The sequence below is a fragment of the Phycisphaerales bacterium genome (assembly GCA_035627955.1).
GTDB lineage: Bacteria > Planctomycetota > Phycisphaerae > Phycisphaerales > UBA1924 > JAEYTB01.
In genome coordinates this window covers 174749-188336 of record DASPKU010000013.1, presented here as the reverse complement: position 1 = coordinate 188336, position 13588 = coordinate 174749, and the positions used below count along the sequence as shown (strand labels likewise).

General features: G+C 68.1%; 12 protein-coding genes. 4 read left to right on the top strand and 8 right to left on the bottom strand.

Annotated elements, in window-relative coordinates:
- The first annotated feature begins 175 nt into the window (after positions 1-175).
- Entirely contained in the window at positions 176-622 is a 447-nt protein-coding gene (locus VD997_11905; protein ID HYE62691.1) for a hypothetical protein, read from the top strand.
- 120 nt (positions 623-742) lie between these two features.
- Positions 743-1117, top strand: a complete 375-nt coding sequence (locus VD997_11900) for a hypothetical protein (protein HYE62690.1) — start codon at positions 743-745, stop codon at positions 1115-1117.
- Between the two features lie 18 nt (positions 1118-1135).
- On the opposite strand, the gene VD997_11895 is transcribed toward VD997_11900, so the two are convergent.
- Both VD997_11895 and VD997_11890 read right to left on the bottom strand, forming a co-directional pair.
- Positions 1136-1867, bottom strand: a complete 732-nt coding sequence (locus VD997_11895) for a hypothetical protein (protein ID HYE62689.1) — start codon at positions 1865-1867, stop codon at positions 1136-1138.
- A 404-nt stretch (positions 1868-2271) separates the two neighbouring features.
- A complete protein-coding gene (locus tag VD997_11890; GenBank protein HYE62688.1) occupies positions 2272-2826 on the bottom strand; it encodes a hypothetical protein in 555 nt (184 codons plus the stop codon).
- Positions 2827-2996: 170 nt separating this feature from the next.
- Between VD997_11890 and VD997_11885 the strand changes: the two genes are divergently transcribed.
- Complete coding sequence (locus tag VD997_11885) at positions 2997-3893, top strand: hypothetical protein (GenBank protein HYE62687.1); 897 nt, start codon at positions 2997-2999, stop codon at positions 3891-3893.
- 436 nt (positions 3894-4329) lie between these two features.
- Here VD997_11885 and VD997_11880 read toward each other — a convergent pair whose 3' ends face one another.
- The 6 genes from VD997_11880 to VD997_11855 form a co-directional block, all read right to left on the bottom strand.
- Positions 4330-5058 (bottom strand): hypothetical protein, encoded by a 729-nt coding sequence (locus tag VD997_11880; protein ID HYE62686.1) that lies wholly within the window; start codon positions 5056-5058, stop codon positions 4330-4332.
- A gap of 51 nt (positions 5059-5109) precedes the next feature.
- A complete protein-coding gene (locus tag VD997_11875) occupies positions 5110-5847 on the bottom strand; it encodes a hypothetical protein (protein ID HYE62685.1) in 738 nt (245 codons plus the stop codon).
- A 289-nt stretch (positions 5848-6136) separates the two neighbouring features.
- The gene (locus VD997_11870) at positions 6137-6952 is read right to left on the bottom strand and encodes a small multi-drug export protein (GenBank protein HYE62684.1); all 816 of its coding nucleotides are present in this window, start codon (positions 6950-6952) and stop codon (positions 6137-6139) included.
- A gap of 54 nt (positions 6953-7006) precedes the next feature.
- On the bottom strand, positions 7007-8863 hold the full coding sequence (gene aspS, locus VD997_11865; protein HYE62683.1) for an aspartate--tRNA ligase: 1857 nt from the start codon (positions 8861-8863) through the stop codon (positions 7007-7009).
- 143 nt (positions 8864-9006) lie between these two features.
- Entirely contained in the window at positions 9007-9207 is a 201-nt protein-coding gene (locus VD997_11860; GenBank protein HYE62682.1) for a hypothetical protein, read from the bottom strand.
- Complete coding sequence (locus tag VD997_11855; protein ID HYE62681.1) at positions 9208-9885, bottom strand: SDR family oxidoreductase; 678 nt, start codon at positions 9883-9885, stop codon at positions 9208-9210.
- A 179-nt stretch (positions 9886-10064) separates the two neighbouring features.
- Between VD997_11855 and VD997_11850 the strand changes: the two genes are divergently transcribed.
- Positions 10065-13526, top strand: coding sequence for an immunoglobulin domain-containing protein (locus VD997_11850; GenBank protein HYE62680.1), 3462 nt, complete (start codon positions 10065-10067; stop codon positions 13524-13526).
- Positions 13527-13588 lie beyond the last annotated feature (62 nt).

The following is a 13588-nucleotide window of genomic DNA, read 5'->3' as shown; positions in this document are numbered from 1 at the left end:
GAGGGGTTCGGGCCGGTGCGCCGCGCCGGCGTGCCGGTGCGGGGAGGCGCGGGCGCCGACCGGGGCCGCGCCGGACGGGGGCGGGGCGGGTGCGGCGGCGTTGTGGAAGGCTTCGAGGCGAGGGGGGACGTGTCGCGTTGGCGTCGGGACACGCAGCCAGCTCTACACTGGGTCGATGGTGCGTTACGACGACGCGCGCGTGTTCGCCGCCGTGGGCCAGGCGCTCGGTCCTTCGCTCGAAGCGGCCGGGTTTCGCCTTGACGGCGTCAGGCACGGTTGCAACATGATGGCGGCACTGCGGTACCGGACGGGCGACCTGGGGCTGGTGGTGCTTGGGTCATACGACGGGATCGACTGCCTTGATGCCTCCTTCGTAAAGCTCACGCCTCCCGTGCTCGCAACTGACGACTTCATGTGGTGCCCCGCGGCAAGCGTCGAGATCGGGCACTACCACGCGCAGCCGGGGCGGGACTCGGAGAGCGACTTCACCGCCGACGCGGTTCAATGGGCGCTGCGGACCATCGCCCCCGCTCTGGCTCATCTTGATCGGGCGCGAGCCGCGCTTGAGGGGTGGCCCATCCACGCGGACTGGTTGACGCGTGAGCAGAACGGTGAAGATTGAAGTGCGCCGAACCATCACCTTTCGCAGAGCCGAAAGGTGATGGCACGAAGGCAGTGCCGCCTGCCGAGGAAGAAATCGCTGGGGCCGAACACGCGTGCCCACGACCGTCAATAATTCCGCATGAGCACACCCGGGCGGCGGCTCGTTGCGGGCGCGATGGTGACGGTGCTGATCATCACCGCCGTCCTCGCGGCCATTCTGGCACGAGGGCCGCGTCCGGGTGCGGTGCTTGCGTTCAGCACCGCCGCGCACCAGCACGGGCACAATATCGTGCTGGCGCTGGGGGCCTACCACCTCGACCATGGGCAGTTCCCGCCCTCGCTCATCGCGCTGGCACCGCACTATCTGGTGACGCCTCCGCCGCGGGAGCTCAGCTGGCACTATGAACCCGGTACAAACCACTTCGTGCTGAGCATCGACGTGAGCCGCGAGCGCGGCCCTGGGTGGCGGTACGAGTGCCGCGCGGACGGCAGGTGGCGGTTCATTGGGCCGTGAGGTACACCACTTCCAGTCCTACGCCCGGAGAACGCGCCCGCACTCGGGGCAGTTGGCAACCCCGCGGTCGCGCAGGGTGCTGATGGTGTACCGGCAGCTCGGGCAGGAGCCTCCCGCCAGCAGGCGGCGCCGCTTCCGGTAGCGGCCCGCCCTTCGTTGCCGCGCCCCGTGCCGCACGGTTGACGCGAGGGTGGCAGCGAGTAGCACGGCGATGAGAGCGTCGTGCGCCAGCCACCCCGGGTGGACGATGGAGCGCGTCCCATCGCCCTCGCGGAAGAAGCGCAGGTAGGTGGGCGAGTACGGGCCATTCCACTCTTTCTCGATGAAGTCGGCGTAGAGCGGGCGCAGGGCGGCGACTTCGGCGGGGCGCAGCAGGGGGCCGCCCCCGTAGGGATCGTCCTGAACATAGAGCTTGACGTGGAACGTCTCGTGCACCGGCGCGAGCAGGCCCTCGCTCCTGGGCCACGGGTGCGTCATCAGGCTGCCGCGCACGACCTCTCCCGGGCGGCGGGCTCGTTGGATGCGCGCGCCCTCGTCGCTGTAGTAGGGAACAAAGCGAGTTGTGCCCGCCTCCTCCACCACCATAACGTGCGGGATGATGGGGGTGTACGTGGGACCGGTGAGGTAGGCGCACACCCCGAGCCACGCGAGATGCCGCGGCGGGTAGTAGTTGGTCCACAGGAAGGTGTACAGCGCGAGCGCGAGGTAGACAGACCACCGCGCGACACGGGGCCACCGGAGCCGGACCAACCGACCGAACCAGCCCCGCCTTGGTGATCCCGACAGCACCGGGGGAGCTTACCCGGATGTCTGTCGCCGCCGCGTGATCGGCGCCGCGCATCCGAGAGGCCCTCAGGCCGGGCCTCTCGGGCTCTCCCGGGCCGTTCTCAGCGGTGGTAAGGGTGCGGCATGGTGCGGCGGCTGGCGCCGGAAGACGGCAGGTGGCATCACCCTCTCGGCGTGCCATCACCTTCGGCTCGGCGAAGGCGATGGTCCTTCGCAGCGACGCAGGTCCCCCCAGCACCTTTCTCAGAGCAGAAAGGGGGTGGCACGGTCTTGGTGGTGCTACCTGCCGGGCGCGTGCGGGTGCGTGGAGGGGGCGGCGGCGGGGAGGGGGAGAGCTTCGCGGCGGCGGGGGACGTGCGGCGGGGGCGTCAGTCGAGCCCGAGGAGGTACTTGAGGTGCGAGATCTTCAGGGCCGCGAGGTTGCGGGCCCGGAGCACTTCCCAGTGGCGGAACGTGGTTGGATTCCGGCCGGATTCCAACTGTGCGTCGAGCTCCTTGAGCGTTGACCCCTGGGCCCAGAGCACCCACCGCGGAACCGTCGAGTCCCGGTCCGTTGCAACGAGTTCGCCCGAGACCACCTTGAAGCCCTCCCAGTCCGTGCTGCTGTCCAGGAAGGTGAGCCTGGAGGTCTCCGCGCACAGGATCGAGAGCTGGGATTCCACTTCGGCCAGAGGCATCGTGGATGCGAGTCGGAGCGCGATGCGCTGACCGGCCTGAGTGGCGGGGAGGTCCTTCACTTCGAGCAGGTGGATCCCTCTCCTGGGCTGTGCAAACTGCTGTTCGATCAAGCGCTTGATGACAACGCTGCCGACGTGGTCATGGGTCCGGCCGGAGACCGTCACCTCAGAGGTGTAGACCTGACCCCAGCTGGGGTCCTTGCCATCGGGGGCCAACAGAGTGCACGTCACATCGCCGAACTGCATGGCGGGTCCTTTCTGCGAGCGTAAAAATGCTCGCTTCATCCGCCAATAACACCACGGGTCCGCGCAGGACGCCACGGGACTTTCAAGCAAAGCGGCCGACCTCCCACTTCTTCTCGTTTGACGAGGAGAATCGGGAGTCGGTACGCTGCTCTGCTGCCAAGGAGGGGGGAGTGCCAAGCTTCAAAGGACAGGAACTCGATCGGCTCAAGGCCATCCTTGAGGAGAAGCCCACCAAGGAGGCAGAGGAACTCCTCGGGGCAACCATGAAGACACTTCTGCGCGCGATCGAAGGCCGCGAACTGCAGTCGCGGGCATATCTGAGGATCAGCCGGGGATTGTCCTCTGCCCAGCGTCCATGGTTTGCAGAGATCCTTAAACAAGGGCCCAAGGACGTCCTGCGGACGCGCGCGGAAGAGGTTGCCGGGTCATTCAAGCAGAGCCTGCGTGACGCCCTGACACGTGAACTCCAGGATCCGCCCACGTCAGCCGTCTTCGTAAGCACCAGCGGGCAATGGGTGAAGCCGATCCTTCGCAAGCTCATTCGGTTCGACATGGATATCACGGTGTACCTTGCGAACCCGTGGTCAGAAACGGTCCGGCCGGGGCCGTTGCAGGCACTCAGCACGTTTGAGTTTCTCGCGGCGTTGCCCGTGGCGTTGGAACTCGGGGAGAAGTCCCCCGGACGTCTGCAGATCCGCACCTACCCGTCGGGTCTGGAACCTCTGCGGATCGTGTACTTCAAAGACGCCCTCCTCGCGACGAACGCCTCAAAGCCGGAGGACATCCCACCGCACCTCCGCGGCCATCCCATGTACGAACGCGAGGGAAGCAGGTGGCAGGGCCCCCAGCGCGTCAACGTGTGCTTGCGCGGCGACCCGGAGTTCGTGCTCAGAGCCGGGGATGTCGAGAAGCAGATCCTGGCGGTGAAAAACGTATCTGCTGACTGCCTCCGCTGGGATTGCGCCAACGGCTTCATCCGCCTTGGGAACTTCAACTTCGACTTTAAGAGCTACTTTGCGAGTGGCATCAACAGCCGCGCGCCGCTGCGAGCGACGAGCAAGCAATGAGCGTGTGATGCTGAGAACGGCCATTTCCGCGGACGTTGGGTCTGGTTCCACTCGCCGTGATTTGGCCCGAGTGTGGTGGCGGTGGCGCGGGGAAGGGCAAAACCATTTGGGACGCTCCGCGAAGGTGTCCGGTGAGAGCTCTCCGCTAACCGGGCGGTGCTTGCCCGACACCAGTGGGTCGGCCGTTGACTGTTGTGGCACGGGTGTGCATTGACGGTCGTAGGTTGGCGGTGGTGCGGGCGCGGAGCCCACGACGTCAGAGCACGGTCGTGCCACGGGACACGGTTGTAGCACGGTGCGCGGTCGATGGGGTGGATGAGGTTCGCGGGCGTAACGAAGAGCCGCCGCGGAGTACCCAGGGGAAGCAAAACGAAAAACCGGACGGCCCCCACAGCCGTCCGGTTTCACCCCTGTCAGTTGTTGTGTTCGTTTGGGGTCAGCGGCGGCGGCGCGTGGTGGCGAGGCCGGCGAGGGCGAGGAGGGAGACGGCGCCGGGGGTGGGGACGGCGCGGAGGAGGCTGGTGCCGCTGGCGGAGTCGTTGGCGGAGAGGTCGAAGCCGTACTGGCTAAAGAGCTCGGAGATGCCGAAGGGGGGCACAACGGGGCAGGTGATGGTCTGGTTGGACGTGAGGCCGGGGCCGGCGGTCTGGCCGTCCCAGCCCACGAAGATGAGGTCGCCCAGACGGCCCTCGAACCACCACTCGGTCATCATGTTGCCGACCATCGAGGCGCCGGGGGCGCCGCCGAGGTCGGTGAGAGTCATGGAGGCGATGCCCGCGGCGGTGCGGGAGAGGGGTGAGAGCGTGTTATGGGCGGAGAAGATGCTGATGCTGGTGTTGGCGTTGCCGGCGCGGAGGGCAAAGCCCAGGGCGGTGCGGGGGATCTGACCGAAACCGTCCTCCTGGAAGCCGACGGTGAGACCGTCGAGGATGGCGATGGTGCGGCCATTGCTGGTGTCGATGAGGTCGATGCTGGAGGGGAGGGAGTAGGAGAAGGTGCCCGCGGCGGGGTTGTAGGTGCCCTGGGGGAGCAGGACGGTGAAGCTGGCCTGACCGAGCGAACTCTGCACGCGGACGGTGACGGGCTCGCCGACGATGGCAGCACCCGCAGAGGCGGTGAGCGTGATAAGCGCGGCGAGGGTGGTCAGCTTGAGGGTCGTGGTCATGGTGGTCTCTCTCCCGGAAAAACAGGCCCCCGCCTGTGTGGCGATGCGGTCTTATCGGCGGCGGCGGGCGACGGCCAGCAGCCCCAGGCCCAGCACGCCGGCGGCGCCGGGGGTGGGGACGAGGCGGAACTGGCTGGTGCCGCTGGCGAGGTCGTTGGGTGACAGGACGAAGGAGAACTGGGCGCTCATGCTGCTGACGCTGTAGGGCACGGTGGTGGGCCCGAAGCTGTCGGAGGTGGAGCCGCCCAGGCCCGAGGCGGTGAAACCGGAGTTGAAGAAGGAGGTGTAGTTGGTGCCGGCAGGGTCCATGCCGTTGAAGGTGGCGCGGTAGATGCCGTTGCCGGGGCTGGTGGGGTTCACGTAGGAGAGGGCGTCGCCGTCGATGTCGGCCAGGGTGATGCCGGCGGAGGCGTCGGCGGTGCCGCCGGTGATGGGGGCGAAGGTGAGCAGGGCGGAGGAGAAGGTGAAGGTGGCGGGGACGCTGCCGCCGAAGGTGGTGAAGTTCACGTGCACCTGCGGGTCGCCGATCAGGTTCATGCTGAGGCTGCTGAGGCCGCCCAGGAGCTGGCCCCCGGCCCAGAACTCGCGGCGCCAGGTGCTGCCGCTGGTGAAGGACCAGTCCTGGCCGTTGTTGGACCACTCGCCCATGCCGGGCGTGAGGGTCCAGGTGGCGGAAAGGCCGCTGGCGGTGGTGGCGGTGATGGTCAGGGGGTTGCCGACGACGTCGGCGAGGGCGGAGCCCGCGGCGAGTGTCATTGCGGCCAGTGTGGCCAGGGTGGTGGTGCGCATGTCTTGCCTCTCTCCCGGGGCACGCGAGCGGGGCGGAAACCCGGTCGCGGGCGCTGTGCTCTCTCTGCCGCGCGGGGCGGAAACCCGATGCGGCAGGCACAGGTTCCCAGAAATGCCAGTAATCGTCAAGGAGAAAGTGGGCGCGGGGCCATGGCGCAAGTAGCTACGGGAGCGGCACTTGGTGAAGTGCTCAATTTGATGGAGTTGGTGGATTTGTGCAATGGGCGCGCGGCTGCGGCCCGAGCGGGGGGGACCGCAGAGGAGGGCAGAGGAATGAAGAGGAGCGCGCTTACGCGGCCTTGCGGAGGTCGCCGGAGGCGGTGTAGCGGGCCTTGAGCTTCTTGTAGCGCCAGCCGAGCAGCAGCACGATGAGGAGGATGACGCCGACGCCCGCAAGGAGGTTGAGCGGGTTGCTGGGGTCAAAGAAGGGGATGTGTCGGACGAGGTGACGGCCGAGGAGGTAGATAAGGCCGTTGCCGATGAGGGTGCCGGCGAGGATGGCGAGGAGGGTGGCCTTGCGGGTCATGCCCAGGAGGCGGCCGATGATGGCGGCGCCGACGGAGCCGGTGGCGGCGACGGGGATCATGACGAAGAGGGTGAGGCCGGCGAAGGTGAAGCGGCGGATCCAGGGCTGGTAGCGCATGAAGAACTCGCCCTCGCCGCGGACTTTGAGCAGGGCGGGGCCGAGCTTGGGAATCTTGAAAAGGAAGCCGGCGTGGCAGACCAGGAGGACGCCCGCGCAGACGTCCATCCATGTGACGAGGCCGAAGAGCTCCATGGCGGTGAAGAAGGAGAAGCGGGCGCGCTCGGCCTGCTCGGCGGCGTCTTCGGGGTGGATGCCGCCGCCGTCCTTGCCAAGGAGGATGACGAAGCGGCCCAGGCCGAAGAAGGTGACGGCGGCGGTGCCGATGAGCTGGAGCATCCACTCGTAGCCCCGGTGGAGGCCGAGGACGACGAGGGCGGCGCCGGTGAGGGCGAAGGGGCCGACGAGGGTGGTCCACCAGAGGGCTGGGTGGTCGCGCTTGAGGCTGTCGCCGAAGCGGGACTCTTCGCTCAGAAGGTCCACTGCATCCGTGCGTGGCTGGTCCGTCGCTGCCTTCGTCACCCGGTGCTCCCCAGAAGCGGTCCGTCGCGTCTCCATCACCAGTAGCTGACCGGCTTACGCCTTGTTCGCGGGGGCGGTTGCGATGCTGGCGACGTGGACCTCCCTCAGCTGGTCGGGGGGGACGAAGCTGGGGGCCTTGGTCATGAGGTCGGCGCCGGTCTGGGTCTTGGGGAAGGCGATGACGTCGCGGATGTTGTCGGTGCCGACGAAGTTCATGACGAGGCGGTCGAGGCCGAAGGCGACGCCGCCGTGCGGGGGAGCGCCGTAGCGGAGGGCCTCGAGGAGGAAGGAGAACTTCTCGCGGGCGGACTCGGGGGTGAGGCCCAGGAGCTGGAAGACCTTGGACTGGACTTCCTGGTTGTGGATGCGGATGGAGCCGCCGGCGATTTCCTGGCCGTTGAGGACGATGTCGTAGCCGGCGGAGACGATGGAGGCGATGGTGTCCTCGTCGTTGACGTCCGCCTTGACGAAGGCCTCGAGCTGATCGTCGTTGGGGCTGGTGAAGGGGTGGTGCATGGCGACCCAGCGGCCGGTTTGCTTGTCGCGCTCGAACATGGGGAAGTCAACGACCCAGAGGAAGTTCCACGGGCCGCCCTCGGCGCCGGGCTTGGGCACGAGGCCCATGTCGCGGGCGACCTTCTGGCGGAGCTCGCCGAGTGCCTTGGTGGCGACGTTGTAGGTATCGGCGACGAAGAGCACGGCGTCGCCGGGCTTGATGCCGAGGGCTTCGACGAGCTCGGCTTTCACTGGCTCGGCGAACTTGGCGATACCGGTCTCGAAGGCTCCGGCGGCGTTCATCTTGACGACGGCGACGCCGCCCGCGCCAAAGCCGGCGACGAAGGGCGTGTAGCCGTCGGTCATCTTGCGGGAGAGCTTCTCGGCGCCGCCGGGGACGAGGATGGCCTTGACGACGCCGCGGCGGCTTGAGTACTTGGGGGCGTCCTGACCCTTGGCGAGGGTCTCCTTGAAAAAGCCCAGGTCCATCTTGGCGGCGATGGTCGAGATGTCGCGGATCTCGAGGCCGTAGCGGGTGTCGGGGCGGTCGATGCCGAAGCGCTCCATGGCCTCGCGGTAGGTCATGCGCTGCATGGGGGGCACATCGACGTTGGCCATCTCCTTCCAGAGGCGGCGGATGAAGCCCTCCATCATCTGCATGACCTGCTCGCGGCGGACGAAGGACATCTCCAGGTCGATCTGCGTGAACTCGGCCTGGCGGTCGGCGCGGGGGTCCTCGTCGCGGAAGCAGCGGCAGATCTGCATGTAGCGGTCGCAGCCGCTGACCATGAGGATCTGCTTGAAGAGCTGGGGGGACTGGGGCAGGGCGTAGAAGGTGCCGGGGACGTGGCGGGAGGGCACGAGGAACTCGCGGGCGCCCTCGGGGGTGGACTTGTAGAGGATGGGCGTCTCGATCTCGAGGAAGCCGTTCTCGTCGAAGTACTTGCGGGTGACCTGGTAGAGCTTGTGGCGGGTGGCGAGGACCTTCTGCATCTGGGGGCGGCGGAGGTCCACGTAGCGGTAGGTGAGGCGGAGCTCCTCGTTGGCGAGCTTCTGGCCCGAGCCTTCGTCAGGGAGGAAGGGCGGGTTGTCGGTCTTGTTGAGGAGCTCGAGCTCGCTGGCGACGACCTCGATGGTGCCGGTTGGGATCTTGTTGTTGGGGGTGCCGGCGCGCTTGCGGACGCTGCCCTTGATGGCGACGACGTCCTCGTTGCGGAGCTTGCTGCCGAGCTCGAGCACGGCGGGGGCCATGGACTCTTTTTCGAAGACGACCTGCGTGATGCCGAAGCGGTCGCGGAGGTCGATGAAGACGAGGTTGCCGTGGTCGCGGTAGGCGTGGACCCAGCCGTTGAGGGTGACGGTCTGGCCGGCGTGTTCATCGCGGAGCTGGCCGCAGGTGTGGGAGCGGAGGAGCATGGGGCGTGGGCCTTTCGGAGAGGGGGCGGAGTATAGGAATGGGTCTCGCGGAAGCGCGGTGGCGCGGAGGGGAGGCGGCTTGAGCGCGTTTCTGGTTGAGCGTGGAAGAGGCGGATGGAAGAGAGGCATCAAGGCATGAGGCATCAAGTCATCGAGGCGGGATCTCGTTCTGCTCTGGTTGGGCCGCACTCGGGGCAGGGGGCGGTGGGGGTGAGCCCCTGGAGGTCGTAGCCGCAGGCTTTGCAGATGCCGGAGGTGGGGACGGGGCGCTCCATGCGCAGGAAGTAGATGAGCGCGAATGCGCCGCCGACGAGAACGACGCTTGTGAGGATGAAGTCGATCACTCACCAGTCCATGCGGCGGCCGGTGTGGTCGAGGTAGGCGCCGGTGTGGGCGACGGTGAGGGAGTCGATGACGCGGAGGAGGCCGCGGACGGATTCTTCGGGGGAGAGGTGGGCGCCTTGGCCGCCCATGTCGGTCTGGACCCAGCCGGGGTGGAGGGCGGCGCAGGCGAAGCCGTCCTTGCGGAGCTCGTTTGCGAGGCAGATCGTGAGCATGTTGAGGCAGGACTTGCTGGCGCGGTAGGCGTAGCTCTTAGCGTCGGGCTTGCTGGCGGCGTCGGTGAGGCTGCCCATGATGGAGCTGATGTTGATGATCTTCCTGGCGCGGCCGGCGCGGAGGTTGGGGAGGAGGGCGCGGGTGACGATCATGGGGGCGACGGCGTTGATGCGGAAGACGCGCTCGAGCTCTTCATAGGTGAGGTCGGCGACGCTCTTGACATCGCTGGTGACGCCGGCGTTGTTGATGAGGACGTCGATGGGCTGGTTGGCGAGGGCGGCGGGGAGGGCGGCGACGGACGCGGGGTCGGCGACGTCGAGCTGGAGCTCGCGGATGTTGGGGTGGCGCGGGAGGGCGCCGGGGCGGCGGACGCCGGCGAGGACGGTGTCGTTGCGGGCGGCGAGCTGGCGGACGAGCTCGGCGCCGATGCCGCGGGAGGCTCCGGTGATGAGGTAGGTGGGCATGGAGGATTATGGGCCCATCCCCTGCTTGTGGGCGCGAGGGGGTGCTCCGGGGCCGATCACCGTGTGGAGGGCCATGGTCGGGGCGGGGTGGAGTTTTCATTGTGGGAATGAGGCGGGCGCGGTAGCTTCGCGGGGTGCGGCGTTCGCCGCGGTGGCTTGTGGGTGCAGGGGTGCTGTTCATGCGCATGCTGAGCTGGTGCGTTGCCTGTGTTCTGTTCGTAGTGGCGAACGCCGCGGTGGCGCAGCAGGACGCGACCACGCGCCTGTGGACGCTGCTGGAGGGCGTGACGGAGGCGGACCGGGCGGAGGAGGCGTGGATCCGGCCGGAGGTATTCCAGGCGGCGCGCCTGGACATGGCGGGGATGGTCGCGGTGCTGCGCACGGCGCCGCGGGAGTTCACGCGGGAGGCCGAGGCGAACCCGCTGACGATCACGCTGCCCATGCCCGACGGGTCCACGCAGCAGTTCGCGGTGGTTGAGTCGCCGGTGATGGAGGAGGGGCTGGCGGCGCAGTTCCCGGAGATCCGCACGTTCAGCGGGAAGGGGCTGCACGACACGTACGCGACGGTGCGGCTGGACTGCACGCCGCAGGGTTTTCACGCGATGGTGCGGTCGCCCTTCGGCGACGTGTTCATCGATCCCTTCTCGAAGGGGAACACGGGGCTGTACGCGGTTTATTACAAGCGGGACTACACCAAGCAGCACGAGTGGACGTGCGGGACGCCCTCGAGCGAGACGCCCACGGTGCTTGAAGAGGCGGTGTTCAATCCGTACGCGGCGCGGAACGCCAACCCGCTGCGGACGTACCGGCTGGCGTGCGCCGCGACGGGCGAGTACACGGCGTTCCATGGCGGGACGGTGGCACTGGGTCAGGCGGCGGTGGTCACGGCGATCAACCGCGTGACGGGGGTGTACGAGACGGAGCTGGGCATCCGGCTCACGCTGGTAGCGAACAACAGCTCGATCATCTACACGAACGCGAACAGCGACCCGTACACGAACAACAACGGAAGCACGATGCTGGGGCAGAACCAGACCACGTGCACGAACGTTATCGGCAACGCGAACTACGACATCGGGCACGTGTTCTCGACGGCGGGCGGGGGGATCGCGGGGCTGGGGGTGGTGTGCTCGTCGACGAACAAGGCGCGGGGGGTGACGGGGCAGCCGTCCCCCAATGGCGACCCGTTCTGGATCGATTACGTCGCCCACGAGATGGGGCATCAGTTCGGCGGGAACCACACGTTCAACGGCTCGGGCGGGAGCTGCAGCGGGAACCGCAGCGCGTCCACGGCCTATGAGCCGGGGTCGGGGTCGACGATCATGGCGTACGCGGGGATCTGCGGGAGCGACAACCTGCAGGCGAACTCCAACGCGTACTTCTCGTTCATCTCGATGCAGGAGATCACGACGTTCACGACGAGCGGCGGGGGCTCGAGCTGCGACGCGACGACGAGCACGGGGAACACGGCCCCCACCGCCAATGCGGGGGCGGACTTCACGATTCCGTTCGGCACGCCGTTCACGCTGACGGGGACGGGGGCGGACGCGAACAACGACGCGATCACATACTGCTGGGAGCAGCGGGACACGCGGAGCACGGGGTTCACGCTGGCGAGCGGTGATCCGGGGGCGGGGGCGATCATGCGGTCGTGGTCGCCGGTGGTGGTCCCGTCCCGAACGATTCCTCGGGTGTCGAACCTGATCGCGAACACGTTCGCGCCGGGCGAGATCCTGCCGGACGCGGCGCGGACCCTGAACTTCCGGCTGACGACGCGGGACAACCGCGCGGGGGCGGGCGGGTTCGGCAGCGACGACATGGTGGTCACGGTGGCGAGCGCGGGGCCGTTCCAGGTAACGAGCCCGAACACCAACGTGAGCTGGACGGGGGGCAGCCAGCAGACGGTGACGTGGGCGGTGAATGGGACGAACGCCGCGCCGGTGAGCACGGCCAGCGTGCGGATCCTGCTGTCGACCGATGGTGGCAACACCTTCCCGACGGTGGTGCTGGCCTCAACGCCCAATGACGGGAGCGAGGTGGTCACGGTGCCGGGGGTGAGCACCACCCAGGCGCGGATCAAGGTCGAGGCGGTGAACAACATCTACTTCGACATCAGCAACGCGAACTTCTCGATCACGGGTTGCAGCGGGCCGGTGATCGTGGGGCAGCCCGGGAACACCAGCGCGTGCCCGGGGGCGCCGGCGAGCTTCTCGGTGGGGGCGGCGGGGACGGGGCTGACGTACCAGTGGCGGAAGAACGGCGGGAACATCGGCGGGGCGACGGGGTCGGTGTACACGATCCCAGCGGTGAGCGGGAACGACGCGGGGGCGTACGACTGCGTGGTGTCGGGGGCCTGCGGCAGCCCGGCGACCTCGCAGGCGGCGACGCTGTCGATCAGCACGCCGGTGGCGATCACCAGCCAGCCGGCGTCGCAGACGGCGTGCTTCGGCGGGTCGGTGACGTTCACGGTGGTGGCGGGCGGTTCGCCCTCGCCGAGCTATCAGTGGCGGAAGGGGCAGGGGAACATCGCGGGAGCCACGGGGCCGAGCCTGACCATTGATCCGGTGCAGCAGTCGTCGGCGGCGACGTACTCCTGCATCGTGAGCAACAGCTGCGGGAGCGTGACCAGCGACGGGGCGACACTGACGGTGCAGCTGCCGCCGAGCGTGGTGAACCAGCCCTCGCCGCAGACGGTGTGCGTGGGGCAGCCGCTGACGGTGTCGGTGCTCGGTGCGGGGTCGCCCAGCCCGACGTACCAGTGGCGCAAGGGCGGGAACAACCTGAGCGGGCAGACCTCGGCGACGTTGAGCATCCCGAGCGTGAGCGCGGGGGATCAGGGCAGTTACGACTGCGTGCTGACGAACGCGTGCGACAGCACGACCAGCCAGAGCGTGTTCGTCACGGTGAACTCCGCGCCGCAGTTCATCTCCGGGCCGGTGAGCCAGGAAGGGTGCGTGGGGGCGTCGGCGGTGTTCAGCGTGAGCGTGAGCGGCTCGCCGGTGCCGACGCTGCAGTGGCGGTTCAACGGCAGCGAGCTGACGGGCGAGACAGGGACGACGCTGACTGTCAGCCCGATCACACCGGGGAGCCAGGGGTCGTACGACTGCGTGGCGACCAACGGGTGCACGAGCGTGCCCAGTGCCGCGGCCACGCTGGCCGTGAACACCGCGCCGGTGGTGACGGGGCATCCTTCGGACGTGACGGTTGACGAGGGGTCGCAGGCGAGCTTCACGGTGGCGGCGTCGGGTAGCGGGGTGCTGTCGTACCAGTGGCGGTACAACGGCGGGGCGATCAGCAATACGCCGCCGTACAGCGGGGTGGATACGGCGACGCTGACGATCGACCCGGCCGCGGCGGGCGTAGCGGGGTCGTACGACTGCATTGTGAGCAACGGGTGCGGGAGCGCCCCGAGCAACGCGGCGACGCTGGCGGTGGATGAGAACGGGTGCGGCACGGCCGACTTCAACGGCGACGGTGACATCGGCACGGACGCGGACATCGAGGCGTTCTTCTCGTGTCTGGGCGGGAGTTGCTGCGCCGAGTGCTTCGAGGGCGGGGCGGACTTCAACGCTGACGGGGACACCGGGACGGATGCGGATATCGAGAGCTTCTTCCGGGTGCTGGGCGGGGGGGCGTGCTGACCGGGATTTGATCGGCACGGGCGTATGAGCTGGGCCGGGCGGTGTCTCACGTTGTGAGAGCC